This is a genomic window from Helicobacter bilis ATCC 51630, assembly GCF_000686565.1.
Classification (GTDB): domain Bacteria; phylum Campylobacterota; class Campylobacteria; order Campylobacterales; family Helicobacteraceae; genus Helicobacter_A; species Helicobacter_A bilis.
Map to the genome: position 1 here is coordinate 1 of NZ_JMKW01000028.1, position 18,061 is coordinate 18,061.

Consider the following 18,061-nt stretch of genomic DNA (forward strand, 5'->3'; position numbering starts at 1 on the left):
AAGTGCCAATGATAAAACACTTGTCTTTATACTCTTTTTAAATCCCATGATTTCTCCTTAAAATTTGTAATGAAGTTGGCATTCTACAAAAAAAACAAATCAAGGGTAAATGGAATATTGTGTGGATATATGAAATTCCAAGTGTTATAAAATCTAAAATACTCATACAGGGATAAACTGACAATAGTTTGAATATTTACATCTAGAAAGAAACGTTTATTGTCAGCTTATTCCAGTCGTGCCATATCGCACAAAATGTGGGGCTTAAAACTGCAGCCAATTAAGTGTGGGATTATGTTGGATTGCCACATAATTGCTCAAAGCCCATGGTTTTAGAGACTCTTTTTAGCCTATGGTAAAAATGCAAAAGATTCTAATAGGATTACATTAATGCGAACTTACATACTTTTAATGCGATTAAAATAATAAAAAGGGTTTTAAAGATTTCTACTTGCTTTTGCAAATTGGTTGTTTTAATATTTAATATAAGGTTCATCACAGAAAGCTAAACTACATTTGAATATAGACGCATAAACTTCACTTTAAGTTATGCCCACACCTTATGCAACACAATCATAACTCACATGAAAAGCAAATGCAACACGAAAAAACATTAAATCCCAACACCGCCAAAACTAAACTTATTGTGTAGATAAATCGTTTGTTTATAAAAGATTCTAAAATATATTTTATAGGTTAATAACTCTTGACATAAGAGCCACTAGAAGCTTTATATTCTTTTACTTTGCCATTAGCAAGTCTTATAGCAATGCTACCACCGCCCACATTTACACCTACAGCATCTCTATCGGGGTATGTCCTTTTATAAGATCCACTTATACTATACTGCTTGACTACATTTTTCTCTACACGTGCCACCCACTCATCATCACAATCACATGCAATTACATTTGAACCGACCGATCTTTTATAAGATCCACCATCATATATTTTCGCTTTGCCTTGATCGATTTTTACGATATATGCCATTTTCAACTCCCTATTCGTTACTAATCATTATAGAATGGAATCTAGCCAAGTTTATATTCCGTCTCTAAGTATTTTGTATAGATTCTGGAATCTTCAAAATCTTTATTATCCATCATCTTTATATGGAATGGAATAGTCGTTTTAATCCCTGCGATTTTAAACTCTTTTAAGGCGCGTTTCATGCGTTTTATAGCTTCTTGTCGTGTCGCACCCCACACAATGAGTTTGCCAATCATAGAATCATAAAACATAGGCACGACATAGCCACCATAAGCATGTGTATCAAGCCTTACATTCGCACCACCCGGGGCAATCCACTCTGTGATTTTACCCGGACATGGATAAAACTTCTCCGGGTCTTCTGCTGTGATTCTGCACTCTATACTATGCCCTTTAAATGTAATAGAATCTTGACTAGGTAGCTTCTCGCCTTCTGCTATGCGTATCATCCACTCTACTAGATCAAGTCCGCTTACCATTTCACTCACGGTGTGTTCGACTTGCAAACGCGTATTCATCTCCATAAAGTAAAAGTCTTTATTATTAGAATCGAGTAGAAATTCAAAAGTCCCCGCACCGACATATTTAATATGCTTAGCCGCTTTAATGGCAGTATCAAGCAAGTTCTTCCTTACCTCATCGCTTAAGACAACCGCTGGAGTCTCTTCAATCAATTTTTGCTGTCGTCTCTGCATAGAGCAATCTCTCTCGCCAATATGCACGACATTACCATGCTTATCAGCTAGAATTTGCACTTCAATATGCTTTGGCTTATTAATAAATTTTTCCATATAAATTGTGCCATCGCCAAATGCACTTAATGCCTCACTCTCAGCAGCTAAATATAGATTCTTTAAAAGCCCTTTATCAGGCACGACACGCATACCCCTGCCACCACCACCTGCTGCGGCTTTGAGTATGACAGGATAGCCGATTTTATCTGCTACCTCTAAGGCTTCTTTATAGCTTTTTAATGCCCCATCACTCCCTACAATCACAGGCACACCCGCTTCTTTCATGCAGTCTTTTGCCTTTGATTTATCACTCATTATCATCATTACTTCTTTGCTAGGACCGATAAACTCAATATTATGATGTTCGCAAATCTCAACAAAGTTTTGATTCTCACTCAAAAAGCCATATCCGGGAAATATCGCATCCGCTTCAAATAAATCCGCCGCACTCATAATAGCTGGGATATTGAGATAGCTCTCACTACTTTTTTCCCCACCAATACACACTTTCGCATCGGCTACTTCAAGATAATGTGTATCTTTATCAGCGATAGAGTGTATCGCAATGGCTTGTTTTCCCATCTCTTGAATCGTGCGTATAGCACGCAGGGCAATCTCACCACGATTTGCGATAAGAATGCGTTGCAATTTCTTTTTTACAACGCCGCTATTTTCATTTGTGTCTCGCTGCTTACTCTCTGTTGTCTTTGCATTACCCATAAGATACCCCTAGATTCTCTCAACCATAACAAGCTTTGTGCCATACTCAACAGGCTGTGCGTCATTTACCTCTATCTCTACGATTTTGCAGTCAAACTCTGCTTCAATCTCATTCATAATCTTCATCGCTTCAACAATGCCTATTGTCTGTCCCTTTTTAATCGTATCACCCACACTTACATAGGGTGCTGCACCCGGGCTTGGTGAGCGGTAAAATGTGCCTACCATAGGAGAAGTGATAAAATCAGCATTATTTGCATTTGCAGGTTTTGGACTAGATTCTATTGTTTGTGTTGCAGGTGCAACTTCTATCTTTTGTGTGGGTGTGGCTTGTGCTACTTGCTGGATAACTTTGTCTGCTTTTAGCTTTTTACCTTCTTTACTTAGTTTTAGCAAGAAGTTTTCTTGCTCTAAGCGGAGAGAAGCAAGATCTGAATCATTAAAGAGCTGGATGAGTTCCTTTATCTCGGATAATTTCATATAAAATCCTTCAAATGTAAAATAATAATCGTTTATGATAACATAAACTTGTAAAGTTTTTAATATTTCAATGCTTACTCTCACTAAAAGCTACCCTTACCCCCTCTCCAATAAATACAAGCAAAGATAGCACAATAGACATAACAAGAAATCCAGCTATACCTAAATGTGGTGCTTGTATATTATTTTTACCTTGATTGAGTAGCTCCCCTAGGCTTGCACTCCCAAGCGGTATACCAAAGCCCAAAAAATCAAGCGTAGCAAGTGTCGTAATACTCCCAATGGTAATAAAAGGCAAATAAGTAATAGTCGCAATTAAAGCATTAGGCAGAATATGCACAAACATAATATGTAAATCACTAAAACCCAAAACTTTTGAAGCCTTAACATAATCCTGTGTCCTTGCCCTTAAAAACTCCGCACGCACCACACCCACAATACTAGTCCAGCTAAAAAGCAGCACAATCCCTAAAATAATCCAAAATGTCGGCAATATAAAGCTTGATACAATGATAATCACAAAAAGTGTCGGCATACCACTCCAAATCTCTAAAGCCCTCTGCCCAAATAAATCAATAAGCCCACCATAATAGCCCTGCATACCACCGATAATAACGCCAATACACACGCTACACACACTCAAAATTATCCCAAAAAGCAGTGAAGTGCGTAAGCCATATAATAATCTCGCAAAAACATCTCTGCCTTGATCATCAGTCCCTAAAATATGCTCCCTGCTTGGTGGTGTAGGCGGTATGCCTTTTAGATTCCAATCGATACTATCAGCAGCATACTCTATTAAGGGATAAAGTATAAAATCATTTGCAAAAAGATTCCTAACATATGGATCTTTATAATCTGGTGTCGTATAAAAATCCCCGCCAAATTCAATCTCACTATAATCTATAAAAATAGGAAAATAAAACGAATTGTTTTTATAAATAAGCAAAGGCTTGTCATTTGCTAAAAATGGTGCGAATAAACTCACAATAAAGATAAAAACAAAACAAAAAAGTGAGAATCTAGCCATTTTATGTGCGTAAAATAAACGCCAACGCATAAAAAGTAATGATGGTGTTTTGTCATACTGCATGATATGCCTTTTATGATGAATAATGTAGAATTATATTATATAAATAGGTGCAAATAAAGATTTCAAATGAAGAAAAAGAATTTTTATGCTAGATAAAATATATAAAGACTTTAAAATCTTATTCACATAGCGAAGATATAAAAGTTTTAAAAGCGACTAAATATATACACAAATCTAGCTTGTTGTATATCAGATTCAAGAAATTTATATCAAAAAAGTAATATTACATTTTGTAGATTATTGTTTGCTCTAACATAGAATCTAAAAGATTTGTTGGATGTTATCTTATTATTTAGCTTCCATATACACAAAAAAATAAAATTAGGAAATAGATTTTAGAGACATGATTTATAGAATCTTACAAGCCTGAAAAATAAAAACTAAATTAGCAAAAAGTATAATTGCCTATAACCACATAGACTTATTAACTTACAAAAGGCCAGATAATTTACTCAATAAGACTACTTATTGCAGAATCCAGCAAGGAAGCAATCACCCTACTGAAAATCTAAAAGACTAACAATAAAGCAAAAAAGAATTATGCCTCAAGCATTTCCTTTACTTTTTCTAAAATATGTGCGCCTATTGGGATAGCAGAGGTTGCAGCTGGGCTTGGGGCGTTACATACATGCACAGACCTTGGTGTATTTACAAAAAGAAAATCTTCGATTAATTCACCAGAGTTACTCACAGCTTGAGCGCGCACACCAGCAGGATATGGGCTTAGATCTTCTTTTGTGAGTTTTGGGCAGTATTTTTGCACGAGTTTAAGATAGCCACCTTTGCAGAATGAATTTTTCATTTCAACAAGCCCGGTTTTTAGATTCTTATATATCACTTTTCGAATGCCTGAATGTGTTATCATCTCTGCAATATCATCGATAGAAATATCAGTTTTTGTGTATCCCTCGCGTTTAAAAGCAAGCACAGCGTTAGGACCAACTGTTACACTTCCATCAATCATTCGTGTCAAATGCACTCCAAGAAAAGGCACACTAGGATCAGGGATAGGATAGATAAGGTGCTTTACGATTTGATTATGCTGACTTTGGAGACGATAATACTCGCCACGGAAAGGGCAAATCACAAAATCCGGTGTGATACCTAGCATTTTCACAAGCTTATCAGACATAAGCCCAGAGCAAGTAACAAGATAGCGACTCTCATATTGTCCTTTTGTAGTTTGGACTATCATGCCTTGCGAGTGTTCTACCAAGCCCACAACCTCTGTGCTATAAAAAATACTTCCACCTTTTTCTTGAAAGCGTTTTGCCATAGCCTGTGTTACTTCCACATAGCTTACAATGCCACTTGATGGGAAGAAAATACCCCCAAGCCCAGTGATATTTGGCTCTCTCTCTTGCAACTCTTTGGAATCTAGCCATGTGCGTTCCAAGCCATTTGCCTCTGTGCGTTCCCATAACGCTTTCATACGCTCCATTTCAAGCGGCGTTGTTGCTACCAATAATTTACCGCAAATGTCGTATTTAATCCCATTTTCATCGCAAAAAGCCTTTGTTGCCTTATTTCCCTCAAAGCAAAACTTCGCTTTCAAACTCCCGGGTGTATAATACACACCCGCATGGATAACGCCACTATTATGCCCAGTTTGATGCTGCCCGGCAGTTGCCTCTTTCTCCAATAATGCGACTTTCATGCCCGGATATGCGTCCATAAGCTGCATAGCAACAGACATACCGATAATACCACCACCAACAATAACAAAATCATATATCATATTTTTCCCTTTACAACGCATGTGTAATACACATTTTGCTGACTTAGAATCTATAAGTTTAAGATTCTGCATTATAGCTTAAAATTGGTATGTTAAAGACTGAAATCCCAAATTACTCGCTACAATAAAACCATTAAAAAAGAATCTTTAGCTTAAAGACCATTATAAATGGATTTACAGAATCTCATCTCTTGCCATGTTAAAACTTGGCTGAAATATCTATCTTGGATTTTCCACCAAAATACCAAAAATGACAAGATTTTGTCAGATTTCAAAACACTAGATCTAGAGATATGCTAGACTTAAAATAAAATCATGTCCAGCACACTTTGATTCAATATTTAATGTAGATATAAATAAGTCCTGCAAACAAAATCTCTCATTGACTGATGAATTTCTTTGCTTACTTTATAAAATGCAACAATTATATAGCTGCTTTTTTTAATCCATGATAGGCTTTAAAAGGGTTTGAAGTGAATGAGAAATAGCCCCTTTGACGCATAAGCTCTCTACGCAAATTCTCATGTCTTTCAAACTTATCTCTACCATGTAGCCAGAAAAGATTGTTGATAAGTAGGAATTGTCCCACTGGCACAGGGAATGATAGCTTATTCTTGCTATTTTCTAGCGAGTCTCCCATATCTGCAAGCCAAGTGCCTTCTTCATAATCTTTTGGTTGCGCAAATTGATCGATAAAAAGCATAACGGGACGACCATCAGCATCGACTTCAAATACCGGGTGATAAGCATCTTCTGTTACATTTTTGCTTGGCGGTGCAGACCATTTAATAACGCGTTTTGCTAAATGATGATTGAAATATTTATCTAAATCTTCCCAATCATCAAGGTGTAAAAGTTGAGAATCTCCACCTTTCATATTTTGCTCATCAATTTTATACATTAATACATAATCTGTGGTTTGATTCACATAAGTGCCATCATTATGCAATTCAAGTGGCTTTTGCGGTTGGCGTAAATAACTATCTGAATTATCAGTATTAACAACCGCCCATCTAGCATAATATTTGCCTGTCATATCATCAAAGTTTGAGCGACCTATTAAATGCACGAACGCAGTAGCAATTTTTACCATATCATCGCCTTGTGCTACATCATTAATGCCCTCTGGATTCACAAGCAATGCCCCTTGATCTCTATTGCTTAGTGCGTTTTGCAATACTTTTTGCAATTTGTTATCGCATAGTTTATTAAGAATCTCCGCCACTCTGAATCGCAAGAAAGATTTATACTCAAGTGCTTGCACTGGATATTGCTCCACTTCTTTCAAAAATTGTGCAATAACCTCTTTCGTAAAAACCATTTCCAAAAGTTTTGGTGAATATTTAGAAGGTGTTACCTTAAACTGCTTATTCTCAAAAATACTTGCCATGTCGTTCTCCTAAAATTGAAATACTTGCGATTGCAAGAGTGTTTGGGGATTTAAATCCTTGAAAGTAAGAATTGCATTTTAAACATTAAATTTAGCTTAAATTGATAATAATATACACTTTTTTATTTTGTAAAAATTATAAATTGTTACATATTTACAAGTTTTAGTATAAAATTATCATTATTGGCTAAACAATAAGAAGAAAAAATAGGACATTGCGAGATTCTATAAAATTACACAGAAAAAAGCCTATTTTACGATAAAAAGTATATAAAATACACTTTTTATCGCTTTTGTATTATGGAAAAATAGTTACAATTATAAACTAATAGAATATACAAATGTTACTTTATGTAAAAATAAGATTGCAAAAAAATATAATCAATAGGTATCTATCAAAATAAAATACAATTGGTATAAATCTCTACTAAAACCTATCTCATTAAACGCATTTGTGCGATGGCTGCCATTTCATCATGTTTAAAGATTCCAAAAAGACTAAGCAATGCGGTTTGCAAGGCATACATAGATTCTATGTCTGGGGATACTTGTGAGTTTGCTTTCACGCACACTCTTACTTCAAAGCCGCAATGCCCCTGTGCTTTAGTCGCTTCTGTTTGTTGTTTATCAATGCGTATTTGCTTATCTTGAAAGTTCATTACTGCTTGATTAAATCTTAGACGCATAGTAGATTCTGTGCTATCTTGTATTGGTTGGGCCTTTTGTATCTCTTTATCTTTTTTAAGAGAAAAGCGTTTGGGCTTAAAGCTTGGGAGAAAATTTGTATAATATTGCAGTGAATCTGTAAATATAGAATCTGTTGGCTGTATCTCAATATCTATGCTTTGCAGGGCGATTTGATAGCATAGTGTAAAAATCTCGTTAGTCCTTTTTGCCGCTTCCACGCCTGAAGCGATGGCTATGTGAATATGCTTTGTATGTGTAGAATCTGCCATAAAGTTTGCAAAACTTTGTGGCGATATGATAAGCAGTCCTGCGGCATTGCTTATTTGTTCCTTGCATGGCTTACTTGCGATATTTGCTAATCCCATAGATATTGTATTCATAGCTAATCTCTTTTTATGAAATATTCATAGCACTCTTTTATATCTAATAGGGCTTTTCTCATTATATCTTCTTCATGTGTTAGGGCGATACGCACATATCCCATGCCGCTTTTCTCTCGTCCAAGAAATGAGCCGGGCAATACCTTATGTCCGCTTCTTTTATATAGCTCCTGTGTGAAAAGCATATCACTAGTAAAATCTTTTGGAATCTTATGTCTTGTATTTGCGACACATAGCCATAGATAAAATGTATAAGGATATACACGAGTATGCGGGAAAATCTCTTGTGCTATCTCTAGATTCTTAGCAAACTTTTTGCGTATGCTTTCTGCGTATTCATCTTCCTGCCATGCGATTATACTTGCCTTTTGCAAGGTTAGAGGCATACTGATACCAACATAGGTGCGAAACACCTTATAATCTTTTAAGATATTAGAATCTCCAGCTATAAAGCCACTTCTTAAACCCGGCGCAGAAAGCCGCTTTGAGATAGAGTTGATAACAAAGCTATTTTTAAATGAAGTATTGCCAATAGCCTTGCATGCTTCAAGTAAGCTAGGCGGGGCATTATCTTTGTAAATCTCACTATAACACTCATCATTTACTAAAATAAAGTCATATTCAAGTGCGAGTTTTGCCCACTCCATAAGCTCTTCTCTATTTAGAATCTGTCCTGTTGGATTATTTGGCGAGTTAAGGATAACCATGCTAACTTTTCTTAAATCAGATTCTAAAAGTTTGGGTTTAAAGTCATTTTGCTCATTTAGGGGCATATAAATCGCATCGGCATGATTTGCAATCTGTGCGCCTTCATAGATTTGATAGAATGGATTTGGGAAAGCTAATGTTGGCTTATTTTGCTTCTTACATATATCACTTGTGAATATAAAATGTGTAAAGTTAAAAAGCACCTCTCTTGACCCAAAAGTAGGGATTAACTCTTCTTCTTTTAACGCGATATTAAATCGCTTATAAAAAAACTCCCTTTGGGCTTCTGGTAGTTTAGAATCTAGTGTGGGATAATAGCGGATAAGACTTGCATTATCACACAAAGCCTGCACGACTTTTGTGGGTGAAGGAAACGCTGGTTCACCTATGCTTAAATTTAAACCACTACTTGAATGTAGTTTGCAGGATTCAGTTTTATTAGCATTTGTATCACAAGATTCTAATAATGCTCTTAGTTTCTCAAATGGATATGGATTGAAAGTCAAAATTACTCCTTAATTATGAATGCAAAGTATTGCTATAATTCTAGCAAAAAATCATGTAAATTATAAGGGATAATAAAAGTGTGCATATTGCAAAATCTTATAAAAATTTTATTAATCAGTCCTTTGTGTATTTTTACATTTCATAGTTGAGTAAGAATAAATAACAGGAATCATTGTATAAACCAAACACACCTTTGAGCCAAATTTTTTGTTTTTACTTGAGTGATTTGCAAGATTCTAGTCTGCAAAATAAACAGAAACTACATAACAAATGAAAAACTTAAAATGAGATCGCATGTTGAATGCATATTCATAAATTAATAATCTTTTGCTACAATACAAGCTTTTATTATTTTTGTGTTTGGAGAATAGAATGGTAACACGGACTGAACAAGTAATTGCTAAAGCATTAGAGCAAACAGGGAATGATAGATATAAGCTTTCTGTATTAGTGTTTGCAAGAGTGAAAGAGCTTAGTGTTGGGGCACAGCCGTTACTAAATTATCCAGATGATTATCTAAGAAAAATGGAGCCATGTGATATTGCCTTGCAAGAAATAGCTGATGGTAAAGTAACACTTGCAAACCATCTTTAAATATACCCTACAAAGCGTTTAGCCATTAACCCACATTATGCCTTAAGGTTGCTACATGGATTTTTTTGATAATTTAGCACAAATTGAGACAATAGAAGATGCACTAAAGCAATTAGAATCCTTGCAAACAATTACACCAAAAATTGTAAAAGCCATAGAGGACGCACAAAGGTTTCATGAGGGGCAATTGCGTAAAAGTGGCATACCCTATGTTGTGCATCCTATATGTGTAGCCTGTATTGTGGCACATTATGGCGGCGATGAAGCAATGGTTTGTGCTGCGTTGCTTCATGATATTGTAGAAGATACATTGTGTGAGATTGACTATATCCATGAGAGTTATGGCGAAGAAGTCGGAGCGTTAGTAGATGCTTTGACAAAGATTGTTGAGATACGCAATGAAGAGCTTACTTCGGATACAAGCAATGAAAAGCTTGTAGCACAAGCCTTATCTTTCCGTAAAATGCTTATAGCAAGCATACAAGATGCAAGGGTGCTTGTCATAAAGATTAGTGATAGAATGCACAATATGCTAACGCTTGATGCCCTAAGCACAGCAAAACAGATAAGAATCGCAGAAGAAACGCTTGTCGTTTATGCTCCTATCGCTCATAGACTTGGCATGTCTTCATTAAAAAATGAATTAGAAGATAAAAGCTTTTATTATATCTATTCTGACTCTTATAATAAGATACAAGAAGAAAAGAATGCGAAAAGACAGAATCTTGAATTGCGTCTAAACGATTTCACACAAAAGATTTCTAAACTTTTATTAAACAATGGCTTTCTGCGGGATAGCTTTGAGATTCAAAGTCGAATTAAACGCAACTATTCCATACATTTAAAAATGCAAAGAAAGGGCATTAGTATGGACGAAATGCTAGATTTACTTGCGGTGCGTATTATTGTAAAAAATCAGATAGATTGTTACCGCGCTTTGGGTATCGTGCATATTAATCTAAATCCTATACCTTCAAGGCTTAAAGACTACATTGCATTACCAAAAGAGAATGGCTATCAAACAATACATACTACCGTGTTTGATGATGGAGCGGTTTATGAAGTCCAGATTCGCACCTATGATATGCACAAAAGTGCCGAAATGGGTATGGCAGCACACTGGAAATATAAAAGTGGCAGTGTATCGCCAAATCTCAACTGGCTAAAAGATATGAAAGAGAGTAGCAGTGTAAGCAAAAGTGCCGAAGAGTTTTATGAAGTAACAAAAAATGATCTTTACAGAGAAGATATTGTCGTTTTTGGTCCAGATGGAAAGACTTTTAGTTTGCCTGTTGGCTCTGTGGTGCTTGACTATGCGTATGCAGTGCATAGTGATGTGGGAGATATGGCTGAAAAAGCATTTGTGAATAATCAAAGGGTATCTTTACTGCAAAAATTAAAGAGTGGCGATATTGTAAAAATCGAAAAAGGTGATGTCGCACAAACGCGTTGCACTTGGATAGATTCTGTGAAAACCTCAAAAGCAAAGATTCACATGCGAACAATGTGTCATAATAAAATAAAAGAAATTGATAAAAAAGTAGCTATAAATATTTTAACCACCATTTTTGATAAAGAGCGTAAATTTTTTGATGAGTTTATAAGAAATCATAACTTAGAAGATCGCATAGGACAAGCTGCAACAGATTTAACCTTTTTGCAAGAAATTACGAATGATTTTAAGCGAGAATATAAGATTGATAATAGCTTTTTTGCATTTATGCGTTTTAAGACGCTGAATCTAAAAGAGCAAAAATTTGATAATTTAATCCTACATACAAATAGAAATATTAGTGAGTTAATTTTTGATCATTGCTGTCATCCAAAATTTGGTGATTCGGTAGTTGCCATAAAGAATGGACAGAGGGCTATCGTGCATCACAAGCTTTGTGATAAAGCAAATGAGAGAATTAATCAAGGCGTAAATCAGCTATTTGTAACATGGGCAAAACATGCAAAAGTGAGCTTTAGAGTTATCGTTTCATTTGAAAATAAAAATGGGGCAATCGCAGAGTTTCTTACGACTCTAGCAAAACACAATTATAATGTAATAAAAGTAGAATATGATGGACATAAAAATAGCTTTTCACCTGTGTGTGAAGTTATCATAGAATCTGATCAAAAAGATACAAAGATAATCAAAGAGGCATTACAAAAAAAATATAGAATCATTAAGTTTGTAAATCTCAAAGATGCATATCAAGAGTAGATAAAAGCATATTGATATTTATTAAAGTGTTAAAGGATTTATAGTTTGTTTGCTGATTTTATAACTTTCTGCAAAATATTATTCCTATAAATTGTAAGATCCGCTACGACTAAAAAGCATTTAAGATTTAGGATGTGATATAAAAACCCGCTTTTAATATATCCAAAAAAATACATAAGAAAATTGCTTCTTTGTGGTTTTTAAAGTAACTTGTATATATGTTTACACGCATAAAGCTTATTGTATACTTTTTGTTAAACATCTCTTCTTTTCATATTATTTATTACATAGCATAGACTTTTATCATAGATATTTATCCCTTTAATCTCTCTTTTAAAAGCTCATTTACCCTTGCTGGATTCATACCCTTTGTTTGTTTCATCACTTGCCCTACAAAAAAGCCTAACATTTTTTCCTTACCTGCCCTATATTCTGCGACTTTATCTTGATTTGCTGCTAAAAGCGTGTCAATAACTTGCAATATCGCACCATCATCATTGATTTGCTCTAAACCCAATTCCTTAATCAGCATATCAACATCACCACCTCTTTTTTCCACTAGCACATCAAGAATCTCTTTTGCACCAGAGCCGCTAATCTTTTGAGATTCAATGCGTTGCAATAATGTTGCAAATGTAGCTTCTTCGATACCGCAAGTAGCAAGCGTATTGCCATTTTTTAGTCGCCCTTGCAACTCTACGCTTAACCATGTGCATATTAGACGCGGCGATATCCCCTTTTCTACCATGTATTCAAAATATCGTACCATATCAATATCTTGCACTAATACCTTTGCATCACTCTCTTTAATGCCAAGTGTTTCTATATACCGCTTGATTTTAGAATCTGGCATTTCAGGGATATTTTTAGCTCTCTCTAGCAACTCATCACTAAGAAAAACAGGCAATAAATCTGGGTCATTAAAATAGCGATAGTCTGCACTCTCTTCTTTACCACGCATAGATTTTGTTACGCCTTTATCGGTATCAAATAGGCGTGTTTCTTGATAGACTTCAGTATCATAAGTGCCGTTTTCAAAGGCATTTTGCTGTCTTGCTACTTCATATTCAATAGCCTTTTGGATAAATTTAAAGCTATTGAGATTCTTAATCTCAACTCTTGTATAAAACTTATTCTCACCTTTTGGACGAATAGACACATTTGCATCACAGCGAAAGCTTCCTTCTTGCATATTCGCATCACTTATACCAAGAAATTTCACGATAGAATGTAGTTTCTTTAGATAAGCTATCGCCTCATTGCTGCTACGCATATCAGGCTCACTCACAATCTCTAAAAGCGGCGTACAAGCACGATTTAAATCAATTTTTGAATGCGTGCCTTCATGGATATTTTTACCCGCATCTTCCTCTAAATGTGCGCGCGTGATACCTATGGTTTTTACTTCCCCATCAACCTCAATATCAAGCTGCCCTTTGCCAACGATTGGAATCTCAAACTGGCTGATTTGATATGCCTTTGGTAAATCTGGATAAAAATAATTTTTACGCGCAAATACAGAATCTTGATGTATCGTAGCCCCGATTGCCGTCCCAAAAGATATAGCTTTTGCTACCGCCTCTTCATTTAACACAGGAAGAGCCCCCGGTAATCCCAAGCACACAGGACACACATTTGTATTTGGTGATTCCCCAAAACTCGTAGGACATGAACAAAAAATCTTTGTTTTCGTATTCAACTGCACATGCACTTCTAAACCGATAATTGTCTCAAAACTACTCATATTTTCCCTTTAATTCATAGAATCTTTATTACTCATTAATTTGCGTATTATACATGAAACCTTTATGAGTTTGAATCTAAACTCACACTTTAAGATTCTAGCCCACTCAAGCAAGAAACCTAGATTTTATAGCTTCTGCATATTGCCTAGCTATATGCAACCACTCTAAAACTTACGCCGTTTGGAGTCTTCCACAGAATCTAATGCCATTCTAGAAACTTCACTTGCGACTTCATTGTTTTGGATAGTGATATTTGTATTTTCTTGCGTAATGCTTTCAAGCTGTGTAACTGCAGAATTGATTTGATTTATACTTTCTACTTGCTCTTTTATAGATTCTGACATTTCATTAATGCCTTGCACTAGCATATTTGTATTTGCTTCAATCTCGCCTAAACTTTTTGATGTGCGTTCTGCAAGTTTTCTTACCTCATCGGCTACGACTGCAAAGCCCCTGCCATGCTCTCCAGCTCTTGCCGCTTCAATAGCGGCATTAAGTGCGAGTAGATTTGTCTGATCAGCAATATCCTTGATAATGTCAATAACATTTTTAATATCTGCACTTTGAGCTGTTACCTCACTTGTTTTGTCTTCTATATTTTGCATAGAATTTGTGATTTCTTCAATAGAAGTTGCAGTTTGTTGCAAGCTTGCAGTTTGTGTATTCATAGAATCTGCTAAAGCATTCATAGAATCTCTTAGATTTTGAGATTTGTTTTGCAAGTTCTCACCCAAGTCAAGCTGCACCTTTAGAATCTTGCTAATCTCATCACCCATATGATTTACACCATTAAAAAGTTCCTGCATGATCCCATTTAGCTGTGTGCTATCAACGCGTTTTGTAAAATCATTATTTGTGTATGTATGTAGCACTTCTCTTACCTGTGCTATGTTGTCATAAAATGCCTGTAATAGGTCGTTGAGTATCTTTTGTAATTCAACAAGGTTTGGGCTATGCGGGGTAGATTCAATACGCAGTTTTAGAAATCCGCTACTAGCCTTTTTTACAATACTTGCAGTTTCTTGTATCATGGCATTATCTTTTTGCAAACCAGCCTGCACCTTTTGTATATTTTGGTCTAAAACCCGAGACATTTCACCAAACTCATCTCTATTCTTAATGACAATAGGCTTAATCTCATTTGTTTCATTATTAATATATGCACAAAAAGAAATAATGCCCTCACGGATTGTTTTAAGTGGTCCAACAATACCCCAAATAACAGCAAAAGATAAAAATGCAAAGACAACAACAGAACCAAGCAGCATAGCAATCATCACTGTATCAACAAACGCAAGTGAATGGGCAGTTTGAGTGGTTAGCCAATGTGAAAGTGTATTGAGTTTGTCTGAAGCTTGCTTGCGTATGGAAGAATTTCGTTGTGCATACTCGTCCATACCTTTAATGCCATCACTCTGATCGGTCTTTATGCGTGTTTGCATAGTCTCTTGCAAGCCTTTAATATAGCTTTCAAGGCTACTAATTACATCATTTGACATTGAGAGACTTTCTTCTGTAAAAAATGTCGTTTGAAGTTTGCGTAAATCACCTACAACCTCATTAAGCGTATCGATAAACTCTTTATATGCCTCTGTTGAGCGACCATTTTGATAAAAAAGCTGACCGGCATTTAAAAATTTTATTTGAATCCTAGTTAGTGTCTCATTCTGGTCTAGTCTTGCCAAAGCCTTATTGTTTTCATTGCTAAAAATACTATAAATGATAATAAAAATAATCGCCAAAAATAGTGGAAATGATCTTAGCCGCCATCGCACATTCATGTTGTTTAACATTGCTTAATCCTTTCGATAAAAATTTGACAAACAATCACATAAGAGATTGTATTATAGGAAAATATTCCTGAATCTAAGTTTGTATTGTTGCTAATCTTTTGTGCTTTTGTGATTTGAGATAACATAATATTACCCAAATGATTTTTGCAACAATAGATATATATAAAATATTATCTAAATTATTCTAGTTGGCGATATATTTAGACCAACGCCTCAAAAAATACCCTATTTGCTTCTCCATTAAATTCTCGTATTTTAAGCATTGCTAGGCTCAATTCTATGGCATTTATCACAAAGGAAATCTCATGCAATGGAATGTATCCCATATGATTTATCCTAAAGATTTTGTCTTTTAGCCTATCTTGTCCGCCTGCTACATTGATATTGAAATGTGATTTTAGAATCTTTATAATATCTTTTGCATGTGTAGAATCTACAACACTCATACTATTTGCTGGTGTTTTTGGATAAATGTGCAAGTCTAGGGCTTGCAAGGCTTTACGCGTGGCATTTGCTATTTTTGCACTATATTCATATATGTCCATAATTGTTAGATTCTTACTTGCAAGCATGTCAAAATATGCCTTAACACCTATTATGATAGAAGTTGTCGCTGTGTATGCTGTGGTATTTTTACGCTGGTTTTTTAGCTCTTTTGAGAGATTGAAGTAATAACCCTTTGGATTACTTTCTATAAAATCAATCGCCATTTTACTTAAACCGATAAAGGCTAATCCCGGTGGCAACATAAAAGCCTTTTGACTACCGCCAATTAGAGCGTCAATATGTGTAGTATCAATGTGTTCTACACCCATAGCCGTTATGCCATCAGCGATGACAAAAATGTCTTTATTATGCTGTTTTACTAGTTTTGCAACTTCTTTATAAGGATGTGAAAGACCACCTGCTGATTCACAAATCTGTAAGCATATACATTCAATATCTTTGTGTTGTATCAAGGCTTCTTGTATAGATTCTACGCTTACTGGCGTATCCCATTCATTTATAATCTCAACTACTTCTCTACCTAATGCCCTGCCTATGCCCCCAAAGCGTTCGCCAAACTTACCGCTATTTACACTTAGAATCTTGCGTGAAGAAAAAGTGGCAATACAAGCCTCCATAGCCCCTGTGCCGCTGCTTGCAAGCATGAGTGTCTCTGGCATACCAAGCATTTTAGCTAAATGTGTTCTAGTCTCTTTAAATATAGATTCAAACTCGCTTGTTCTGTGATGTAGTGTAGGCTGTGCCATAGCCTGACGGATAAACTCTGGAGTAGGCGTTGGACCGGGTGTAAATAAAAGCGATTGTGTTATAAGCTTTGAGATATTTGTTTCCATTTTTTCCCTTTTTGCAAAAAAATATGTGTAAGTATAGCAGAAATATGAATGCAGTTAAGTAAAATGTAGTATCCTTGCATTCAAACAAACCAAAATCATGGTTTGTAATTTTACATTATAAAGGAAACACAATGAGTATTGGAATATTTTTTGGAAGTGATAATGACACTACAACTGATGTATGCGAAAGATTGGCAAAAAAATTGGGCGGTGCAGAGCTTATCAATGTAGCTGATGCTGATGCTGATGCAATCAATAAGTTTGACAAAATTATACTTGCAAGCTCAACATGGGGCGATGGTGAATTACAAAGTGATTGGGAAAGCTATGCAGAAACTCTTTCTGGAGCAAATTTTGGCGGTAAAGTCGTAGGATTACTAGCTTTAGGTGATGCTGATAGCTATGGCAGCACTTTCTGTGATGCACTCTATCATCTTAAAAATGTAGCAAAAGGTGCAAAACTTGTTGGTGCAACCTCAACTGATGGCTATGGGTTTGATGAGTCTAAAGGTGTAGAAGGCGGAAAATTTGTAGGTTTAGCTATCGATGAGGTAAATCAAGATGACAAAACTGATGAAAGACTTGATGCATGGGTAGCACAAATTAAAGGCGAGGGATTCTAGAGTCTAACTAAAATTAAATCTACTTTTTAACTCTCAAGCATTAATTTTCAGTCATGTTGTAACTATTCATGAAGTGTTACAGCGTGTTGGAATCTTGATGTGTATTGTTTCTTATTCTTACGATTTTGTAGGTTATTAATAATATTTACTCAGTTTTACAATCTTGCGAATAATATTAAGATAAACTTAAGATGTAATCTCACCCTTAGTATAGATTTAACAGCTTTTCTATATAAATGACAATAATGTTGTAGAAAATCTGCGTTTAATTCCTTTTTACAACCCCCCCCCAACTCCGCCAGTCCAGCGAATATATATCCCAACTAGAGA

Annotated in this window: 14 protein-coding genes; 3 read left to right on the forward strand and 11 right to left on the reverse strand. The window is 35.5% G+C overall.

Annotation, left to right across the window (positions count from 1 at the left end; all coding sequences use genetic code 11):
* Positions 1-696: 696 nt before the first annotated feature.
* The 8 genes from T368_RS0106620 to T368_RS0106655 all read right to left on the reverse strand — a co-directional run bounded on the left by T368_RS0106620 (position 697) and on the right by T368_RS0106655 (position 9,426).
* Positions 697-990 (reverse strand): IceA2 protein, encoded by a 294-nt coding sequence (locus tag T368_RS0106620; protein WP_004084045.1) that lies wholly within the window; start codon positions 988-990, stop codon positions 697-699.
* A gap of 41 nt (positions 991-1,031) precedes the next feature.
* Positions 1,032-2,444: an acetyl-CoA carboxylase biotin carboxylase subunit gene (locus tag T368_RS0106625; RefSeq protein WP_004084052.1), complete on the reverse strand. Its 1,413-nt coding sequence runs from the start codon at positions 2,442-2,444 to the stop codon at positions 1,032-1,034.
* A 9-nt stretch (positions 2,445-2,453) separates the two neighbouring features.
* Positions 2,454-2,924 carry an acetyl-CoA carboxylase biotin carboxyl carrier protein gene (accB, locus tag T368_RS0106630; RefSeq protein ID WP_004084055.1) on the reverse strand — a complete coding sequence of 157 codons (471 nt, stop codon included), beginning with the start codon at positions 2,922-2,924 and terminating at the stop codon, positions 2,454-2,456.
* A 67-nt stretch (positions 2,925-2,991) separates the two neighbouring features.
* Positions 2,992-4,017 (reverse strand): ABC transporter permease, encoded by a 1,026-nt coding sequence (locus tag T368_RS0106635; RefSeq protein WP_004084057.1) that lies wholly within the window; start codon positions 4,015-4,017, stop codon positions 2,992-2,994.
* Between the two features lie 538 nt (positions 4,018-4,555).
* Complete coding sequence (gene lhgO / locus T368_RS0106640; RefSeq protein ID WP_004084061.1) at positions 4,556-5,755, reverse strand: L-2-hydroxyglutarate oxidase; 1,200 nt, start codon at positions 5,753-5,755, stop codon at positions 4,556-4,558.
* Positions 5,756-6,179: 424 nt separating this feature from the next.
* Positions 6,180-7,145: a glutarate dioxygenase GlaH gene (gene glaH / locus T368_RS0106645; RefSeq protein ID WP_004084062.1), complete on the reverse strand. Its 966-nt coding sequence runs from the start codon at positions 7,143-7,145 to the stop codon at positions 6,180-6,182.
* Positions 7,146-7,579: 434 nt separating this feature from the next.
* Complete coding sequence (locus tag T368_RS0106650) at positions 7,580-8,212, reverse strand: cyclic pyranopterin monophosphate synthase MoaC (RefSeq protein WP_004084063.1); 633 nt, start codon at positions 8,210-8,212, stop codon at positions 7,580-7,582.
* A gap of 2 nt (positions 8,213-8,214) precedes the next feature.
* Entirely contained in the window at positions 8,215-9,426 is a 1,212-nt protein-coding gene (locus T368_RS0106655) for a succinyldiaminopimelate transaminase (protein WP_004084064.1), read from the reverse strand.
* Positions 9,427-9,799: 373 nt separating this feature from the next.
* Between T368_RS0106655 and T368_RS0106660 the strand changes: the two genes are divergently transcribed.
* A complete protein-coding gene (locus tag T368_RS0106660; RefSeq protein ID WP_004084069.1) occupies positions 9,800-10,021 on the forward strand; it encodes a DNA-directed RNA polymerase subunit omega in 222 nt (73 codons plus the stop codon).
* Between the two features lie 55 nt (positions 10,022-10,076).
* Positions 10,077-12,230, forward strand: a complete 2,154-nt coding sequence (locus T368_RS0106665) for a RelA/SpoT family protein (RefSeq protein WP_004084071.1) — start codon at positions 10,077-10,079, stop codon at positions 12,228-12,230.
* Positions 12,231-12,543: 313 nt separating this feature from the next.
* Here T368_RS0106665 and gatB read toward each other — a convergent pair whose 3' ends face one another.
* The 3 genes from gatB to T368_RS0106685 form a co-directional block, all read right to left on the reverse strand.
* Positions 12,544-13,974 carry an Asp-tRNA(Asn)/Glu-tRNA(Gln) amidotransferase subunit GatB gene (gene gatB / locus T368_RS0106670; RefSeq protein WP_004084073.1) on the reverse strand — a complete coding sequence of 477 codons (1,431 nt, stop codon included), beginning with the start codon at positions 13,972-13,974 and terminating at the stop codon, positions 12,544-12,546.
* A gap of 165 nt (positions 13,975-14,139) precedes the next feature.
* A complete protein-coding gene (locus T368_RS0106675; RefSeq protein WP_004084074.1) occupies positions 14,140-15,768 on the reverse strand; it encodes a methyl-accepting chemotaxis protein in 1,629 nt (542 codons plus the stop codon).
* Between the two features lie 200 nt (positions 15,769-15,968).
* Positions 15,969-17,108, reverse strand: coding sequence for a pyridoxal-phosphate-dependent aminotransferase family protein (locus T368_RS0106685; protein WP_004084076.1), 1,140 nt, complete (start codon positions 17,106-17,108; stop codon positions 15,969-15,971).
* 131 nt (positions 17,109-17,239) lie between these two features.
* Between T368_RS0106685 and T368_RS0106690 the strand changes: the two genes are divergently transcribed.
* Entirely contained in the window at positions 17,240-17,731 is a 492-nt protein-coding gene (locus tag T368_RS0106690; protein WP_004084078.1) for a flavodoxin, read from the forward strand.
* Positions 17,732-18,061: the final 330 nt, after the last annotated feature.

What these genes read in the sequence shown, in the direction of transcription:
- T368_RS0106620 (WP_004084045.1), bottom strand. Translation starts at nt 990, where the DNA reads ATGGCATATATCGTAAAAATCGATCAAGGCAAAGCGAAAATATATGAT.
- T368_RS0106625 (WP_004084052.1), bottom strand. Translation starts at nt 2,444, where the DNA reads ATGGGTAATGCAAAGACAACAGAGAGTAAGCAGCGAGACACAAATGAA.
- accB (WP_004084055.1), bottom strand. Translation starts at nt 2,924, where the DNA reads ATGAAATTATCCGAGATAAAGGAACTCATCCAGCTCTTTAATGATTCA.
- T368_RS0106635 (WP_004084057.1), bottom strand. Translation starts at nt 4,017, where the DNA reads ATGCAGTATGACAAAACACCATCATTACTTTTTATGCGTTGGCGTTTA.
- lhgO (WP_004084061.1), bottom strand. Translation starts at nt 5,755, where the DNA reads ATGATATATGATTTTGTTATTGTTGGTGGTGGTATTATCGGTATGTCT.
- glaH (WP_004084062.1), bottom strand. Translation starts at nt 7,145, where the DNA reads ATGGCAAGTATTTTTGAGAATAAGCAGTTTAAGGTAACACCTTCTAAA.
- T368_RS0106650 (WP_004084063.1), bottom strand. Translation starts at nt 8,212, where the DNA reads ATGAATACAATATCTATGGGATTAGCAAATATCGCAAGTAAGCCATGC.
- T368_RS0106660 (WP_004084069.1), top strand. Translation starts at nt 9,800, where the DNA reads ATGGTAACACGGACTGAACAAGTAATTGCTAAAGCATTAGAGCAAACA.
- T368_RS0106665 (WP_004084071.1), top strand. Translation starts at nt 10,077, where the DNA reads ATGGATTTTTTTGATAATTTAGCACAAATTGAGACAATAGAAGATGCA.
- gatB (WP_004084073.1), bottom strand. Translation starts at nt 13,974, where the DNA reads ATGAGTAGTTTTGAGACAATTATCGGTTTAGAAGTGCATGTGCAGTTG.
- T368_RS0106675 (WP_004084074.1), bottom strand. Translation starts at nt 15,768, where the DNA reads ATGTTAAACAACATGAATGTGCGATGGCGGCTAAGATCATTTCCACTA.
- T368_RS0106685 (WP_004084076.1), bottom strand. Translation starts at nt 17,108, where the DNA reads ATGGAAACAAATATCTCAAAGCTTATAACACAATCGCTTTTATTTACA.
- T368_RS0106690 (WP_004084078.1), top strand. Translation starts at nt 17,240, where the DNA reads ATGAGTATTGGAATATTTTTTGGAAGTGATAATGACACTACAACTGAT.